Raw genomic sequence first — 17,105 nt, 5'->3', positions numbered from 1 at the left:
GCATCAGTTGTTGTCGGTGTCCGACTTCTGATGCCGCTTGTGTTTCCGGCCCATTTTGTCTTTTGCATCCGCGTATTCCTGTTCTGAGATCGAACCGTTGCCGTCGGCATCGATGCGCTCGAACATCTTGGAGGCGCGGCGCGGTTTCGGCAATTCATCTTCGCTAAGGAAACCATCCGCATTTGCGTCGTGCTTTTCGAACATCTTGGTAACACGCTCGTTGGCCTTGGTCTGCGCCGCGGCCTGCATTTCTTCGACGCTCAGTTGGCCGTCGCCATCCGTATCGGCAGCGGTGAATTTCTGGTTGCGATGTGTCTCGATCTCGGCCTGAGTCACCTGCCCGTCCCCGTCGGCATCCAGTTCCTGAAATGTCGCACGCGGGCCCTTGGCCAAAGCGGAAGTGCCGGTCACAGTAACTGCAGCTACGACGATTGCCGAAATGAAGCTTTTGGTTTTCATTACATAGTTCCCTGAATTTGGCGGCCATTTGCCGCTGTTGATACTTATTCAAACGCGGCTTGGGCGGGTTTCCGTCGCTTCCGGCACAACTTTTTTTGCTTTATTTGAAACGCCAATAGAAAATGATACGCTAAGCAGCAGCGCCACAAAGCGACGCACCCCCCTTTTCCGTTGGGTCTGATCCTGCCTATATGCCTTCAGGAAAGATGCGCGAGATACATATGATTGACCAAACTATTGACAGTTCGCTCGAAGAAGACCGCCCAACAAAACCCGCATTGATCCGAGGGTTCCGGTGCAAATGCCCGAATTGCGGTGAGGGTGCGCTGTTGCACAGCTATCTCAAAGTGAATGACACCTGTTCGGAATGCGGGCAGGAATTGTTCCATCATCGCGCTGATGACGGCCCGGCCTACCTGACGATCCTGCTGGTGGGGCACCTTCTGGCACCCGCCCTTCATGTCTCTTACGTGCAGTGGCGTCCCGATCCATGGACCATGGCGATTGCATTCTCGATCGGCTGCGTCGCGCTATCCCTGTTCCTTCTGCCCCGTCTCAAAGGGGCCGTTGTCGCCTATCAATGGGCGCGGCGGATGCACGGGTTTGGCAAGGCCGGATGACGGCGGATAAAACCGCAATCCGGGATGCTGCTACCGTAATCGTATTGCGTGATCGGTTCACAGACCCGTCGATCCTGATGGGCCAACGCGGTGCCAAGGCTGCGTTCATGCCGAACAAATTCGTGTTCCCGGGCGGCGCGGTTGATGCTTCCGATGCGGGCATCTCGCTCAGCACGCCATTGCCCGATCTATGCACCGATCGCCTGTCACAACAATCAGCGCCAAACTTGCAGACCTCTCTGGCTGTCGCGGCGATCCGAGAGTTGTGGGAAGAAACCGGGCTTGTTCTGGGGCAACAAGGGGATTGGCAAGGCGCGATCCCGGCCGATTGGCAAAGCTTTGCGGCGATGGGCTACCTGCCGTCTGCAGAAGCACTGCAATTTGTCTTTCGCGCAGTCACACCACCGGGGCGACCCCGCCGGTTCGACGCCAGGTTCTTTCTGGTCGATGCGGACGCGATTCAGGGGGATCTTGACGACTTCACCCATGCCTCGGACGAGCTATCGCATTTGCAATGGGTCAAGATCAGCCAAGCGCGAGAGTTCGACCTGCCCTTCATCACCGAAGTTGTTCTGGCCGAAGTCGCCGCCCGTGCAGAGGACCCGAACCCGCCTGAAACTGTTCCCTTCTTTCTCAACAACGAAGAGGCCAGCCTTTTCCTGCAGCTTCGGGGCTATCCGATGCCCTATGCAGATTAACGCATTCGGCTAACAACCACTGTTACCTCGGGTTTCTTGCCGATCTCGGCCTGCGCGGTCTGACGTGCGATCCGGCGCAACCCTTCTTCCAGTTTGTCGTCATCACGCAGCGTCTTTGCACCCGCACGCATCAGGAACTGGTTCAGGTCCTCTTCCAGCACCTCAATCAGCCCCGCGCGGGATGATCCCATTTCGGGCAGGCCCATCGTATCGCACCACGGCTCACCCAGCGGTTCGTCTTCTTCGTCCAATATCACGGTGATGATGATATGGCCGTTCAGCGCCATCCGAATCCGGTCGCGCACCACGCCGTCCAAGGCGCCGATTTTGACTGTACCATCCAGATAGGTCCGGCCAGTCTCGATATAATCCGCCACTTTGGGCGCATTCCCAGTCAGATCCAGCATAGTGCCGTTAACAGCGAGAATCCCAGTGCGACCACCCGTTTCGGCCAGTTTGGCATGCTCACGCAAGTGGCGGTGTTCGCCATGCATCGGGATAACCATCTGCGGATCGATCAGGGCGTGAACCTTCTCAAGATCAGGCCGGTTGGCGTGACCCGAGACGTGATACAGACCAGAGCTGTCATCGACCACATCCACGCCCTTCTCACTGAGCTGGTTCATGATGCGGATCACGCCACGTTCATTGCCGGGAATAGTCTTGGACGAGAACAGAAACAGATCGCCCTCTTTCGCTTCTAGTCCGCGATACTTACCGCGCGCCAGTTGGGCGCTGGCTGCGCGGCGTTCGCCTTGGCTGCCAGTCACAATCAACATCAGGTTCGCGCGTGGCACGTCGACGGCCTCTTCGGCGCTGATAACCTTTGGAAAATCGGTCAGGATGCCGGTCTCGGTCGCCGCCTCGATCATACGCCGCATCGCACGACCCAGCAGTACGACCGAACGGCCGGCTTTCTGTCCCGCCTCTGCCAGCGTTTTCACGCGTGCCACGTTCGAGGCAAACGTGGTTGCGATGACCATGCCGCTGGCCTCTTGAACCAGACGGGTGATCTCGGGGCCGACTTCGGATTCCGAACGCCCGGGATGGCTTGAGAACACATTGGTACTGTCACAGACCAACGCTTTGACGCCGGGCTTTGCCACCTCGGCCCACAGATCGGGATCGAATGGTTCGCCCACGACCGGGTTGGAATCGAGCTTGAAATCCCCCGTATGCACCACGCGTCCGGCAGGCGAGTCGATAACGAGCCCTGCACTTTCAGGGATGGAATGCGAAACCGGCAGGAAACCAACGGTAAACGGGCCAGCCTTGATCTGTTCGGGCCATGGAGACGCAGTTTGCACCGCCTCGGTCGGGTGGCCGCGTTCATCCATCTTGCGACGTGCGATATTGGCGGTAAAAGCGCGCGCGTAGACCGGCGCGCCCAAAGCCTCATAACAGTGGGCCACCGCCCCGACATGATCTTCGTGCGCGTGGGTGACAAAAACTGCTTCCAGCTGATCGGCACGCTCTTTCAACCAGGTGATGTCTGCAAAGATCAGATCCACGCCGGGCGAGGTGTCCATGTCCGGGAAGGCAACGCCAAGATCCACAAGGATCAACCGCTCTTGCCCCGGCTTACCGTAACCATAGACATAGGCATTCATGCCGATTTCGCCTGCACCGCCCAGCGGCAGATAGATCAGTCGTTCACTGCTCATGTTGAGCCATTTTCCTTGTTATAGCGATGTATCACGGTCAACCCGTGCATCGTCAGATCATCCTCGATAGCGTCGAAACCCACGTCGGCCTGATCAAAAAGAGGCGCCAGGCCCCCGGTACCGACGACTTTCATCGCCATTCCGTATTCAGCTTTCACGCGCGAGATCAGCCCTTCGATCAGGCCGGAATATCCCCAATACACGCCGGACTGGATACAGCCAACCGTGTTTGTTCCAATCACTTTTTCGGGCCTCGTGATGTCGATATGCGGCAACGCCGCGGCACCCTGATGCAGTGCCTCAAGGCTCAGGTTCACGCCAGGGGCGATGATACCACCGACGTAGGCGCCGTCGGCTGCGACCACGTCGAAATTCGTGGCCGTCCCAAAGTCAACCACAACCACATTGCCGCCATGGCGGTCGAACGCCGCCGCCGCGTTGGCCAACCGGTCCGGACCGGGCACGGTGCCTTCGTCCACGCGCGGATTGACCGGCAGCAGGCAATCTGGCTTGCCAACAACAATCGGCCGGCATCCAAAAAAGCGATCAGCAAAGACCCGCAGGTTGAACACCACGCGTGGCACGGTTGAGGCGATGATCACATCCGAGATATCAGCTTCGATACCGTAGTGTTTCACCAAGGTTGAATACCAGGTGAAATAGGCATCCGCTGTGCGGGCATGGTGGGTTGAGGTGCGCAGAGTGCACAGGAACTTTTCGCCATCCCAGATCGAGAAAACGGTGTTGGTATTGCCGCAATCAATCGCCAGAAGCATCCCGCGCCCCTTTCAGAAGTACACATCCGCAGCCGGAATGCTGACCCGGCCCTTGGCGGTGTTTAGGACAAGGCTGCCACCCACGTCTACCGTTTCGAAGGTTCCAACCGTTTCGGACGTGGCTGTACGAGCGGTTATGACTTCGCCCAACCGCGCTGCTCGGGATAGCCAGGCGGTGCGGATAGGTTCGAACCCGTAAGTCATGAACTGGGTCTCATAATGCGCATAGGCTACCGCCAGTTCGGTTAGAAAATCCTCGGGGGTGGTGAGCGCGCCGGTTTCCGAAAGCAGAGAAACAGGTCGCACCGCTCCGGCTTCGACGCGATCAGTGCCCGGTGCCTCGGACAGGTTCACCCCAATACCTATCGCCAGATGTGACACACCCCGGCCCTGCCCCGTGCTTTCTAGCAGGATACCCGCTAGTTTTCCGCCGTTGAGCAGTACGTCATTGGGCCATTTCAGTGCCAAACCTACTGCGCGCCCCGTTACCGCCACACACGCATCATACAGGGCGAGCGCTGCGACAAAACTTCGAAGGGCCGCCTGTTCCGGATCACCCGGCGGGCGCATCAGCAAAGTCGCTGCCAGATTACCTTTGGGGTTGGCCCAGGCTCGCCCGCGCCGACCACGCGCGGCGGTCTGATGATGTGCCATGATCCAGACCGGACCGGTCGCTGTTGGCGCAAGCCGCACCGCCTCATTCAGAGTACTGTCGACTTCTTTCAGTATATGCAGGCCATATCCCTGCGGCCATTCGCTCATGTCAAAAAGGCCCGGTCGCGCGACCGAGCCTCGGTTGATCGAAACGCGGCAGTATCAGTTGACAAGCGTCGCCGCAGCAGCTGCAGCTGCCCCTTCCACACCGAACTGATAAAATACGCCAATCAACATCAGAGCCGCAGAGCCCATCAGCGCTGCCCACAAAACCGGGGTCGAGCGGATCTCGATCGGGTCTTCATTCTCCGCCCCGAAATACATGTAAAACACGATCCGCAGATAGTAGAACGCACCGATGACCGAGGCGATGGCCGAGACGATCACCAGCCCGAACAGGTCGGCATCGATACCCGCTTGCCAGACGCCGAACTTGGCGAAGAAGCCCAGCATCGGTGGCACGCCCGCCAGACTGAACATCAGGATCAGGACCGCCAGAGCTTTGCCCGGATCGCGCTTCGAGAACTGACGTAGCGCATCAATATCAGTGACCGGTTTGCCATCACGCTCCATCATCAGGATGAATGCGAAGGTTCCGATGTTCATCGTCACATAGATGGCCAGATACATCAGCATTGCCTTGATGCCCATCTCGGTCCCGGCGGCCAGTCCGATCAGAGCATATCCCATATGGGCAATCGACGAAAACGCCATCAGCCGCTTGATGTCCCGCTGCCCGATGGCCGCAACCGCGCCCAGCAGCATCGACAGGACCGAAAGCAGCACGATCACTTGCTGCCAATCCTTGATCACGCCTCCGAATGCGTCATGCATCAGGCGCGCGAACAAGGCCATCGCAGCCACTTTCGGAGCGGTTGCGAAGAACGCAGTAATCGGGGTCGGTGACCCTTCATACACATCCGGCGTCCACATGTGGAACGGCACGGCCGAGACCTTGAAGGCCAGACCCGAGATCATGAACACCAGGCCAAACAGGAGGCCAATCGAGACATCTCCATGATGCACCGTTTGGATGATACCCGAGAACAGCGTGGTGCCAGTGAAGCCGTAAACCAGCGACGCACCATAGAGCAGCAAGCCAGAACTCAACGCGCCCAGCACGAAGTATTTCAGACCGGCTTCGGTGGATTTGGCACTGTCGCGCCGCAAGGCGGCCACGACGTAAAGCGACAGCGACTGCAGCTCAAGCCCCATATAAAGCGACATCAGATCGCCTGCGCTAACCATCATCATCATGCCTACAGCCGCAAGTGCGACCAGCAGAGGATATTCAAAGCGCAACAGATTGCGGCGCGCCATATATTCCTGGCTCATCAGCAATACCGCAGCGGCAGACAGCAGAATCGCAACCTTTGCAAATCGAGCAAAGCCGTCATCCACGAACATGCCGTTGAAGGCCACGTTGGTACCTTCGCCATTCATCGCAATCCAGATTGCCAACACCGCCATCAGACCTGAAGTGGCCCAGACCAGCATGGGGGCCAGAGCATCCTTGGTGGTGTAGACAGCCCCGATCAGCGCCGCCATCGCATAAATTGCCAGAACAATTTCCGGCAGGATGATTGTCAGATCAGCCTGGATCATGTCTCCAAAGCCCCCTTAATGCGAAGCGGCTGTCTGGGTTGCGGCCTCAGCCGCGGCCAGAGCCGTGTCATAGTTCGAGATTAGCGCAGCGGTGGATTGCCCGATCACGTCGGTCACCAGCGACGGATAAACACCCAGCAGAATGGTCATCACGATCAGCGGCGCGAAGATCAGCCGCTCGCGCGAGCTCATGTCGGTGATGGCTTTCAGGCTTTCCTTGATCAGGTCGCCAAACACAACCCGACGGTAAAGCCACAGCGCATAACCTGCCGAGAAAATCACACCGGTCGCCGCAACAGCGGTCACCCAGGTGTTGACCTGGAAGGCGCCCATTAGGGTCAGGAATTCTCCGATAAACCCGGACGTGCCCGGCAGGCCCACATTGGCCATGGTGAACAGCATGAAGACCAACGCATAAGCAGGCATCCGGATGACCAGACCTCCGTATGCGTCAATATCGCGGGTATGCATCCGGTCGTAGATCACGCCGACGCACAGGAACAGCGCGGCTGAGATGAACCCGTGGCTCAGCATCTGGAAGATTGCGCCATCGATGCCCTGCTGGTTCGCAGCAAAGATACCCATGGTCACAAAGCCCATATGCGCGACCGACGAATAGGCGATCAGCTTCTTCATATCCTCCTGCACCAGCGCGACAAGCGAGGTGTAGACAACGGCGATGGCCGACATCCACAGCACCACGTCAGTCATCACTGCTGATCCCACAGGGAACATCGGCAGGCTGAACCGCAGGAAGCCATAGCCACCCATCTTCAGCAGGATCGCCGCCAGCACGACCGAACCCGCGGTCGGCGCTTGAACGTGCGCATCCGGCAGCCAGGTGTGGACCGGCCACATCGGCATCTTCACCGCGAACGACGCGAAGAAGGCCAGGAACATCAGCGTCTGCATGCCGCCCACGATATAGATGCCCAGCACGCTGAACCCATCCGACGAGAACTGATGGCTCATCAGAGCCACGATATCCGTGGTACCCGCATCCGCGTACATGGCAACCATCGCCACCAGCATCAGCACCGAGCCGAGGAAGGTGTAGAGGAAGAACTTGAAGCTGGCATAAATCCGGTCTTTGCCGCCCCAGATACCGATGATCAGGAACATCGGGATCAGGCCCGCCTCGAAGAACAGGTAAAACAGCACGAGATCCAGCGCCATGAACACGCCCAGCATCAGCGTTTCCAGCAGCAGGAATGCGATCATGTATTCCTTGACCCGGTCCGTGACCTGCCAGCTGGCCAGAATGGTCAGCGGCATGATGAAGGTGGTCAGCAGCACGAAAAGAACGCTGATACCATCGACACCCATCTTGTACTTCAGGCCCAGCAGCCACTCGCCCTCTTCCACCATCTGGAAGCCGGTGTTGGACGGATCAAAGCCGGTATAGATGCCGATTGAGACCAGAAAGGTCACGGTTGTGGCAACCAGCGCAACCCATTTGGCGTTGCGCTGCGCGGCTACGTCCTCGCCATGCAGAAACAGGGCCAGAATGCCTGCTGCGATGGCGGGGATGAAGGTGACAATAGATAGGATATTGTCCATTAGTTTGCGCCTCCGCCGATCGACATCCAGGTGACAAGAGCGGCGATGCCCAAAACCATCCAGAAGGCGTAAGTAAAGATGTAACCCGTCTGAGCTTTGCCTGCGAGGCGGGTAAAGAAGGGCACGACGCCCATCGAAACCCCGTTCAGGAAGCCATCAATCGTGTTGCCGTCACCGCGTTTCCACAGGAACCGACCCAGCGCAATGGTAGGTTTGACAAAGATCGCGTCGTAGATCTCGTCAAAGTACCACTTATTCTTGAGAAACAGGTACAGCGGCCGCTGGTTCGCCGCCAGACGAGCGGGCAGCGACGTGTTCACGATGTAGAACCAATAGGCGACGACAAAACCCAGCAGCATGGCAACAAAAGGCGATACTTTGACCCATTTCGGAGCCTCATGCGCATCGTTCAGGACATTGTTGTCAGGTGCCATATACAGCGCGCCTTCGCCCGGCTCACCGCCAAAGCTGGCATGCTTTTTGTCCGCCTTGTTGCCACCCTCGCCTTTATCAGCCTTCGCGTCGCCTTGGGCGTCATCTGCCTTGGCCTCACCATGAGATGCGTCTGCGGCAACTTCGCCATGACCGCCAGTCTCTTCCGCCAGCGGAATACCGTAGAACTTGGCCACTTTATCGGTGTAGCCGAAGAACTGGTTGTACCACAGCATCCCCGAGAACACCGCGCCCAGCGACAGCACGCCCAGTGGGACCAGCATGACCATTGGACTTTCATGCGCGTGCTCATGCGTATGCTTGTCGCCACGCGGCTCGCCATAGAAGGTCAGGAATATTAGACGCCAGCTGTAGAATGAGGTGAACACCGCTGCGATTACCAACATCCAGAAGGCATAACCTGTGCCACCTACAAAGGCGCTTTCGATGATGGCATCCTTCGACAGGAACCCGGCGAATCCAAACGTGGTCAGCGGGATGCCCACACCGGTAATGGCCAGCGTGCCGATCATCATCGCCCAGAACGTATAGGGGATTTTCTTCCGCAGACCACCGTACTCGGTCATCTCCTGCTCATGATGCATTGCATGGATCACTGAACCGGCACCAAGGAACAGCAGCGCCTTGAAGAACGCGTGCGTCAGCAGATGGAACATCGCGGCTGAGTACATGCCAACGCCGGCGGCGACAAACATGTAACCCAATTGCGAACAGGTCGAATACGCAATGACCCGCTTGATATCGGTCTGCACCAAGCCCACGGTTGCTGCGAAAAACGCAGTCGAAGCGCCAAGGAAGGCTATGAACCCAGTGGCCCCCGGTGCGAACTCCATCAGCGGCGACATACGGCAGACCAGGAACACACCTGCGGTAACCATGGTCGCAGCGTGGATCAGCGCGGACACAGGGGTCGGACCTTCCATCGCATCCGGCAGCCAGGTGTGTAGTATCAACTGCGCCGATTTACCCATCGCACCAATGAACAGCAGAACACAGATCACCTCAATCGCAGTCCACTCACCCCAGAGGAAGCTCAGTTTTTCCTCCGCCAATGCCGGGGCCGACGCGAATATGTCTGAGAAATTGATGCTGTCGGTCAGGAAGAACAGCGCGAAGATCCCCAGCGCAAAGCCGAAATCGCCCACTCGGTTCACGATGAACGCTTTCATCGCCGCTGCATTGGCGCTGGGCTTGCGATAATAAAACCCGATCAGCAGGTACGAGGCGACACCCACGCCTTCCCAGCCAAAGAACATCTGAACCAGATTGTCCGCCGTCACCAGCATCAGCATGGCGAAGGTGAAGAACGACAGATAGGCAAAGAAACGCGGCTTATAGCTTTCGCCTTCACGCCATTGCGGGTCGTGATCCATGTAGCCGAACGAATACAAGTGAACCAGCGCCGAAACGGTCGTCACCACGATCAGCATGATCGCCGTCAGACGGTCCAGACGAATGGCCCAGCTTGTCGACAGCGAACCACTTTCGATCCAGCGCATGATCTCGATCTGCTGGGTGTGGCCGTCAAATGAGAGGAAGACGATCCAGCTGAGCAGGCAGGCCAGAAACAGCAGGCCCGTTGCGGTCCACATGGCGGCTTTCTCACCAATGAAGCGCCAGCCAAAACCGCAGATCAACGCACCCACGAGCGGGGCAAAGAGGATGGTGGTTTCCATATTCTCTTACCCCTTCATCATATTGACGTCTTCAACCGCGATGGTGCCACGGTTGCGGAAGAAGCAGACCAGAATGGCAAGACCAATCGCCGCCTCAGCCGCCGCAACTGTCAACACGAACAGCGTAAAGACCTGCCCGACCAGATCGCCGAGGAAACTAGAGAACGCAACGAGGTTGATATTCACCGCCAGCAGCATCAACTCGATGCTCATCAGCAGGATGATGACGTTTTTGCGGTTCAGAAAGAGACCGAAGATGCCGATGACGAATAGCGTCGCCGCGACCGTAAGATAGTGTTCAAGTCCGATCATCGTCTCAAAGTCCCTGCCCCGGTTTCACGTCCTTCAACTCCATCGCTTTGGCCGGGTCGCGCATCATCTGGCCGATGATGTCCTGACGCTTGATGTCCTGACGGTGGCGCAGTGTCAGCACAATGGCACCGATCATGGCCACCAGCAGGATCAGGCCCGCCAGTTGGAACAGAAGGAAGTATTGATCGTATAGAATGACGCCGAGCGCCTCAGTGTTGTGGCGGTCGCTCGGTACCGGCTGCGCCAGATTGGCGGCGGCACCCTGCGCGCTGTCCCATGCTCCGATGGCCATGACGAACTGCATCAGGATCACCAATCCGATCAACAGCGCCAGCGGCATGTAGCGCGCCATCTCGGCCTTCAGCTCGGCAAAGTCCACATCCAGCATCATCACCACGAAGAGGAACAGAACCGCGACCGCGCCGACGTAAACGATAATCAGCAGCATCGCCACGAACTCGGCCCCCAGCAGCACGAACAGGCCCGCCGAGGACAGAAAGGACAGGATCAGCCACAGCACCGAATGCACCGGCTGGCGGCTGATCACCGTGAACAGCCCGCCGGTGATGGCGCTGATGGCAAACAGATAGAAGGCAAAGACGGTCATTGATCCTCATCCTCGTTATCACCCATGACCTCTTGCGCCAGATCCAGCGCACGGGTCATGGCCGGGATGCCGGCAAAGACCGACATCTGACCGATCGTTTCCACGATCTCTTGTTTCTTCGCGCCAGCTTCCAGCGCGTGGCGCACGGTCTGACGCACCGCCGAGTCTGCCTGAGCGCCCTGACAGGTCAGCCCGGCCAGCGTAAGCAGCAGGCGTGTCTTGGCATCCAGCCCGTCCTTGTTGACGGTATTGCCGAACATCATCTCCATGACCTCTTTCGGCATGGTCGGCCACAACGCCTCAAACCCTTTGGGCGAGAAATTCTCCATCGCCGGGTTCATCGCCTTGGCCATGTCCTGAGCTTGCTTCATCATCAGCTCGAACGGATTTGTCGGACTGTCACTCATCTGTACGGCGCGTCCATTTCCAGATTGCGAGCAATTTCGGCTTCCCAGCGTTCGCCGTTATCCAGCAGTTTCTGCTTGTCGTAGAACAACTCTTCCCGGGTTTCGGTGGCGAATTCGAAATTCGGGCCCTCGACGATGGCATCAACCGGACATGCCTCCTGGCAGAAACCGCAATAGATGCATTTGGTCATGTCGATGTCATAGCGCGTGGTGCGGCGGCTTCCGTCTTCGCGCGGCTCGGCATCGATGGTGATGGCTTGTGCAGGACAGATCGCTTCGCACAGTTTGCAGGCGATGCAGCGTTCCTCACCGTTCGGATAACGGCGCAGGGCATGTTCACCCCGGAACCGCGGGGACAAGGGCCCCTTTTCATGCGGGTAGTTCACGGTGGCTTTTGGGGCGAAGAAGTATTTCAAGCCCAATTTCATTCCGACCCAGAAGTCCTGCAGCAGGAAATATTTGGCGGCGCGGGTGTAGTCGATTTGAGTCATATCAGCCTCCTACGCTCCAACGGGCAAACGCGCCCCAGAACCAGCCGAATTTCGCCGCGAAGGCCACGAAGACGACCCAGACGAGGCTGAACGGCAAGAACACTTTCCAACCCAGGCGCATCAACTGGTCATAGCGGTAGCGGGGTGTGATCGCCTTGACCATCGCGAAGATGAAGAAGAAGAACGCCATCTTGGCAACCATCCACAATACGCCGTCAGGCAGGCCTGGGATCGGGGACAGCCAGCCGCCAAAGAACAGCAGTGTGGTCAGAGCACACATCAGGAAGATGGCGATGTATTCACCGGCCATGAAAAGCAGGAAAGGCGTGGCCGAGTATTCGACCTGATAGCCTGCAACCAGTTCCGATTCCGCCTCGGGCAGATCGAAGGGTGGCCGGTTGGTTTCAGCCAATGCCGAGATGAAAAACAGGAACACCATCGGGAAATGCGGCAGCCAGTACCAGCCGAAGAACCCGAACGAGCCATCCTGTGCGCGGACGATATCACCAAAGTTCATCGAACCGGTCGAGATGATGATGCCGATGATGATCAGACCGATGGATACCTCGTATGAAATCATCTGCGCGGCAGAGCGCAGCGACCCAAGGAATGGATACTTTGAGTTCGACGCCCAACCACCCATAATCACGCCATAAACCTCAAGCGATGAGACTGCGAAGACATAGAGGATGGCGACGTTGATGTCCGACAGGACCCAGCCATCGTTGAACGGGATCACCGCCCAGGCGATCATCGCGAGGACAAAACTGGTCAATGGTGCGAGGATAAACACTGTACGGTCGGCACCTGCGGGAATGACGACCTCTTTCACCACATATTTCAGTGCGTCCGCCACCGATTGCAGCAGGCCGTATACGCCGACAACGTTGGGGCCGCGACGCATCTGGACGGCGGCCCAGATCTTGCGGTCGCCGTAAACGAGGAACAACAGCGAGATCATCACGAACGCAACAACAGCAAGCACTTGCGCCAGAATGATGATGGCTATTCCGCCTGGGGTGTTAAAGAAGTCAGCCATTGGTCCTCACACCGTGGGTATTTTGGTTTCCGCGTGCGATGCAAAGGCCAGATGCCTGCGCAATCTGCGGCTGGGTCGGCGCGTTGGTGTAAACAGCATCTGCCGTCTGTACGCCACCCTTAATCTTCAATTTCACACGCAAATCCGGCGCGGCTATCTGCCACCCGGGCACCGCGTACGTCTGCGATATGAAACGTTTCTGGTTCATTCAGCCGCAATCTTCTCAGTCTTGCGGGTCTGCGCCTGTGCCGATAGTTCGGCCATCAATTGCGAGGCGCGGGCAATCGGGTTGGTCAGGTAGAAATCCTTGATTGCATTGCGGAAGCTGGCTTCACCCAATTTTCCGGCTTGTAGCGCCACTGCTTCATTCTCAATCACCTCATCAATGCGCGCCAGATGCGGAACAGATTCGAGCAAGGAGGTGCGCAATTGAGCCAATGTATCGTAGGGCAGAGTAGCCCCCAGCTCGGCAGATAACGCCCTTAGGATTGCCCAGTTTTCCTTGGCCTCTCCCGGTGCAAAGCCTGCGCGCATGGCGAGTTGAGGACGCCCTTCGGTGTTCACGAACAGACCGTTTTCTTCTGTGTAAGCCGCCCCCGGCAGGATCACATCTGCGCGGTGCGCGCCACGATCGCCGTGACTACCCTGATAGATCACAAAAGCACCCTCGCCGATCTCGACCTCATCGGCACCGAGGTTATAGATCACATCGGCCGCGTTGACCGCCTCCATGCCACTTTCGTTGGTCGCATCCACATCCATCGCACCCACGCGCGATGCTGCGGTGTGCAGAACGATCAGCCCACTTTCGGTATTTCTTGCAATGGCTTGCGCGGCGGCCAGAACGGCAGAGCCATCGGCCTCCTGCAGCGCGCCCTGCCCGACGATGACAAGAGAGCGCTTGCTCTTGATCTCATCGTCACCACCCATATCAACGACGGTCTGCAGCGCGGCACGGTCGCCGCCTACATGGTGATACTCATAGGTCAGATCGACGGCAGGCCCGACCAGGGCCACCTCGGCACCGTGTGCCCAGGCCTTGCGGATACGAGCATTCAAAACCGGAGCCTCGTCACGCGGGTTGGTCCCGATCAACAGGATACGTTCAGCCGCATCAATATCTTCGATTGCCGCGGTCCCGGCATAGGCTGCTCGGTTACCCGCAGGCAGTTTGGCGCCGTCGGTGCGGCACTCAACGATACCGCCTTGCCCTTCGATCATCTGTTTCAGCGCATAGATGGCCTCAACCGAAGCCAGATCACCTACGATCCCAGCCGGTTTCTCGGCCCCCTTAAGAACCTCAGCAGCTTTGTTCAGTGCTTCTGGCCATGTGGCAGGACGCAGCTTGCCGTTTTCGCGCACATAAGGCCTGTCCAGTCGCTGACGCCGTAAGCCGTCCCAGACAAAGCGGGTCTTGTCGCTGATCCATTCCTCGTTCACACCGTCATGGTTGCGCGGCAGAAAGCGCATCACTTCACGCCCTTTGGTATCTACACGGATGCTTGAGCCCAAAGCGTCCATCACGTCGATACTCTCGGTTTTGGTCAGTTCCCAAGGGCGAGCGGTGAATGCATATGGCTTCGAGGTCAACGCCCCTACCGGGCACAGATCGATGATGTTGCCCTGCAGGTTCGAATCCAGCGTCTGGTTCAGGTACGAGGTGATCTCGGCATCTTCGCCGCGTCCGGTCTGACCCATCTGGGTGATCCCGGCGACCTCTGTGGTGAAGCGCACGCAACGAGTACAACTGATGCAGCGAGTCATCGCGGTGCCAACCAGCGGACCAAGGTCCAGATCATCCACGGCACGCTTGGCTTCTTTGAAGCGCGTCCCTGACAGACCATAGGCCATGGCCTGATCCTGCAGGTCACACTCACCGCCCTGATCGCAGATCGGGCAATCCAGCGGGTGGTTGATCAGCAGAAACTCCATCACCCCTTCGCGGGCCTTCTTGACCATGGGCGAGTTCGTCTTGACCACCGGTGCCTGCCCTTCCGGACCCGGACGCAGATCGCGCACCTGCATCGCGCAGGAGGCCGCCGGTTTCGGCGGGCCGCCCACGACCTCGACCAGACACATCCGGCAGTTCCCGGCAATCGACAGACGCTCGTGATAGCAAAAGCGCGGCACTTCGACCCCGGCCTGCTCGCAGGCCTGGATCAGTGTCATCGCGCCATCGACTTCGATTTCCTGCCCGTCGATATTGACTTTGCGGAGGTCAGACATCGCTAGTTCGCCCTCAAATACACGCCGATGGCGCTGTTTCTTTCAATCTCTTTCCGCCCCAACGTGCAGAAAGAATTGGGATTTTCATAAGACACGCCGTTTTGGGTCAGATACGCCTCACCCTTGGCACGCATCCTGTCTTTCTCGGCATCCGAGTCCACATAGGCGCGGATTTCCTTGTCCGAATATCCCAGTTTGTTCGCCTTGGACCGCAGATCCCACATCACCCCAATCGCCTTAAGTCGACGCCCGCTGATCGACGGACAGTACTCCGAAATCTCATTTGCGATCGCGATGTAGTAGAGTTCGTTGTCGATCTCTTTGACATCCCTCAAGGGTGGTTTGGCTTCGGCCATTACAGGCATCGAAATCGCGCAAATCGCGGCCAGAAGTCGTACAACAGTCATGACATTTCCTTTCGTCTTGGGATTCCCAAGACGGCGGTCAGCCGGGCTGCTATGCAATAACAGCCCATGGGTTTTGCCGTGATATGCGATACGGTGGCTCATGGTCGCTGACAGCTTCCGGCATACGTCAGCTTATCGTTTTCGATCCGTAGATTTTGCGGCTCGGTCTCCGGCCCAACCTTCCATACAATTCTGGACGATCCAAAATTCTGAATGCAGAATTTTGTCGCCTCATAGCGGCCCGCTTCGCGTGCGCCTTCCAATGACTGCGAAACGCCATTCACAGTCACAGTGAAATCGGTAGGTGTCGTCTTCTTATCCACGTGTTTAGCGTTGGCGTTGAAGAAAATGCCATCAAACGCCACGCGGGTCGCCCTCGATTTCGCTGTACCGCAGGCAGATACAAGTAAGCTTCCCACCAATACCATTGTCATTACGAATACGCGTTTCGCCATCATGACCACTCCTGTTTCGTGGCTGGCGCTTGTGGCATCCGCTGATGCGCAGGAGAAAGCGTATGAAACAACATCCCGCTCACTCCGCCGCGACCTGTACGCAACGATTGTCGCGCCACTTGCTGGCCTGTTTCAATTCTGCCCACCCAAAGGCATGCTCGCTGGGTCCTTCCGAGCGCAGCTTTTCCAGACGATCCAGCGCTTCGGCCAAACTGGGGCAATGCCCTTCCCGCACCCACCACATGACAAAATGTTGTTCGCCAAGGATTTCGAACCACTCTTGCCGACGCTCGTAGAACTGTTTGTGGATAGTCCCCCAAACAAATTTCTCAAGGCTGGCGACGTCTTCCCAAACCGTCAGGTTCGCGACGAATTGCGGATCATCCCCGATGCTGTTTTCGGTGTTGCCTGTTCCCGGTTCTCCGGACCCTTCCATCATCCAGACAAAGCCGGACATCCGCTTGCCAAGCCCGTTGACGCGATCCAGGTTGGCCATGAATTCAGCCACGCGCGGATCGTCTGTTGGCGCCAACAAACGGCCGACATTCAACTCGGCCAGATGATATCCTTCGGGCTGGATCAAAACGCGGCCACCAAAGCAATAAGGCCAAGAATGAACATGCAGGCCCATCCAACCACATAAGCAACAGACCGGACCCCGCTATGCGGCTTGCCGATCCCGCGCAGGTGAATCACCAACATAACAACCCGCGCCAGCAGCGCTATTGAGGCCAGCAGGTTCACCCAGAACGGGCTGGCCCCCAACAGGATCGCCGCGACTGTAACAGTCAAAAAGGCAGGCAGAGTTTCAGTGCCGTTCAGATAAGCGCGGTTCAAACGATAGGCCCTGTCCGAATAATCCTGATCCGGAGTGGCCCCCGGTGCCAGCCCCTTGCTCGCCTTTGCAAGCGCCGAGAACGGCGACATGAACAGAACGATCAGGGTAAAGATCACCAAAGCGGCGATCGCGTGGGAATATTCGGCATAGACTTCCAT

Annotated in this window: 19 protein-coding genes; 2 read left to right on the top strand and 17 right to left on the bottom strand. The window is 57.7% G+C overall.

Annotated elements, in window-relative coordinates:
* Positions 1-3: 3 nt before the first annotated feature.
* Positions 4-459 carry an EF-hand domain-containing protein gene (locus ACR0MJ_RS01695; RefSeq protein WP_170403961.1) on the bottom strand — a complete coding sequence of 152 codons (456 nt, stop codon included), beginning with the start codon at positions 457-459 and terminating at the stop codon, positions 4-6.
* Positions 460-680: 221 nt separating this feature from the next.
* Between ACR0MJ_RS01695 and ACR0MJ_RS01690 the strand changes: the two genes are divergently transcribed.
* Together ACR0MJ_RS01690 and ACR0MJ_RS01685 are read left to right on the top strand one after the other, a co-directional pair.
* A complete protein-coding gene (locus ACR0MJ_RS01690) occupies positions 681-1,079 on the top strand; it encodes a DUF983 domain-containing protein (protein WP_170397024.1) in 399 nt (132 codons plus the stop codon).
* Complete coding sequence (locus tag ACR0MJ_RS01685) at positions 1,076-1,777, top strand: NUDIX hydrolase (protein ID WP_170626401.1); 702 nt, start codon at positions 1,076-1,078, stop codon at positions 1,775-1,777. The genes ACR0MJ_RS01690 and ACR0MJ_RS01685 overlap by 4 nt, the downstream gene beginning before the upstream one ends.
* On the opposite strand, the gene ACR0MJ_RS01680 is transcribed toward ACR0MJ_RS01685, so the two are convergent.
* The 16 genes from ACR0MJ_RS01680 to ACR0MJ_RS01605 all read right to left on the bottom strand — a co-directional run bounded on the left by ACR0MJ_RS01680 (position 1,774) and on the right by ACR0MJ_RS01605 (position 17,105).
* The gene (locus tag ACR0MJ_RS01680; protein WP_480758681.1) at positions 1,774-3,441 is read right to left on the bottom strand and encodes a ribonuclease J; all 1,668 of its coding nucleotides are present in this window, start codon (positions 3,439-3,441) and stop codon (positions 1,774-1,776) included. The two genes, ACR0MJ_RS01685 and ACR0MJ_RS01680, sit on opposite strands and share 4 nt — an antisense overlap.
* Entirely contained in the window at positions 3,438-4,217 is a 780-nt protein-coding gene (locus tag ACR0MJ_RS01675; RefSeq protein WP_170397028.1) for a type III pantothenate kinase, read from the bottom strand. The genes ACR0MJ_RS01680 and ACR0MJ_RS01675 overlap by 4 nt, the downstream gene beginning before the upstream one ends.
* A 12-nt stretch (positions 4,218-4,229) precedes the next feature.
* Complete coding sequence (locus ACR0MJ_RS01670) at positions 4,230-4,979, bottom strand: biotin--[acetyl-CoA-carboxylase] ligase (RefSeq protein ID WP_170397030.1); 750 nt, start codon at positions 4,977-4,979, stop codon at positions 4,230-4,232.
* Between the two features lie 54 nt (positions 4,980-5,033).
* Entirely contained in the window at positions 5,034-6,476 is a 1,443-nt protein-coding gene (gene nuoN, locus ACR0MJ_RS01665) for an NADH-quinone oxidoreductase subunit NuoN (RefSeq protein ID WP_480758678.1), read from the bottom strand.
* A 15-nt stretch (positions 6,477-6,491) separates the two neighbouring features.
* Positions 6,492-8,036 (bottom strand): NADH-quinone oxidoreductase subunit M, encoded by a 1,545-nt coding sequence (locus ACR0MJ_RS01660; RefSeq protein WP_480758675.1) that lies wholly within the window; start codon positions 8,034-8,036, stop codon positions 6,492-6,494.
* Positions 8,036-10,165, bottom strand: coding sequence for an NADH-quinone oxidoreductase subunit L (gene nuoL / locus ACR0MJ_RS01655; protein WP_480758672.1), 2,130 nt, complete (start codon positions 10,163-10,165; stop codon positions 8,036-8,038). Before nuoL ends, ACR0MJ_RS01660 begins: the two co-directional genes overlap by 1 nt.
* A gap of 6 nt (positions 10,166-10,171) precedes the next feature.
* Positions 10,172-10,477, bottom strand: a complete 306-nt coding sequence (gene nuoK / locus ACR0MJ_RS01650) for an NADH-quinone oxidoreductase subunit NuoK (RefSeq protein ID WP_005984024.1) — start codon at positions 10,475-10,477, stop codon at positions 10,172-10,174.
* A gap of 4 nt (positions 10,478-10,481) precedes the next feature.
* Positions 10,482-11,084, bottom strand: coding sequence for an NADH-quinone oxidoreductase subunit J (locus ACR0MJ_RS01645; RefSeq protein ID WP_170397038.1), 603 nt, complete (start codon positions 11,082-11,084; stop codon positions 10,482-10,484).
* Positions 11,081-11,491, bottom strand: a complete 411-nt coding sequence (locus ACR0MJ_RS01640; RefSeq protein ID WP_010442761.1) for a carboxymuconolactone decarboxylase family protein — start codon at positions 11,489-11,491, stop codon at positions 11,081-11,083. Before ACR0MJ_RS01640 ends, ACR0MJ_RS01645 begins: the two co-directional genes overlap by 4 nt.
* Positions 11,488-11,982, bottom strand: a complete 495-nt coding sequence (gene nuoI / locus ACR0MJ_RS01635; protein ID WP_170397042.1) for an NADH-quinone oxidoreductase subunit NuoI — start codon at positions 11,980-11,982, stop codon at positions 11,488-11,490. The genes ACR0MJ_RS01640 and nuoI overlap by 4 nt, the downstream gene beginning before the upstream one ends.
* Before the next feature lies 1 nt (position 11,983).
* The gene (nuoH, locus tag ACR0MJ_RS01630) at positions 11,984-13,021 is read right to left on the bottom strand and encodes an NADH-quinone oxidoreductase subunit NuoH (protein WP_480758670.1); all 1,038 of its coding nucleotides are present in this window, start codon (positions 13,019-13,021) and stop codon (positions 11,984-11,986) included.
* Positions 13,022-13,225: 204 nt separating this feature from the next.
* Positions 13,226-15,247: an NADH-quinone oxidoreductase subunit NuoG gene (nuoG, locus tag ACR0MJ_RS01625; protein WP_480758668.1), complete on the bottom strand. Its 2,022-nt coding sequence runs from the start codon at positions 15,245-15,247 to the stop codon at positions 13,226-13,228.
* Positions 15,248-15,249: 2 nt separating this feature from the next.
* The gene (locus tag ACR0MJ_RS01620; protein WP_170424103.1) at positions 15,250-15,654 is read right to left on the bottom strand and encodes a DUF5333 domain-containing protein; all 405 of its coding nucleotides are present in this window, start codon (positions 15,652-15,654) and stop codon (positions 15,250-15,252) included.
* A 98-nt stretch (positions 15,655-15,752) separates the two neighbouring features.
* Positions 15,753-16,112, bottom strand: a complete 360-nt coding sequence (locus ACR0MJ_RS01615) for a hypothetical protein (protein ID WP_170397047.1) — start codon at positions 16,110-16,112, stop codon at positions 15,753-15,755.
* A gap of 76 nt (positions 16,113-16,188) precedes the next feature.
* Positions 16,189-16,692: a DUF3291 domain-containing protein gene (locus ACR0MJ_RS01610; RefSeq protein WP_170403991.1), complete on the bottom strand. Its 504-nt coding sequence runs from the start codon at positions 16,690-16,692 to the stop codon at positions 16,189-16,191.
* Positions 16,689-17,105, bottom strand: coding sequence for an MAPEG family protein (locus tag ACR0MJ_RS01605; RefSeq protein ID WP_170733155.1), 417 nt, complete (start codon positions 17,103-17,105; stop codon positions 16,689-16,691). Before ACR0MJ_RS01605 ends, ACR0MJ_RS01610 begins: the two co-directional genes overlap by 4 nt.

The organism is Ruegeria sp. C6, from assembly GCF_056537625.1.
Note: the sequence above shows the minus strand (reverse complement) of the source record. Positions and strands in the feature narration are given on the sequence as shown.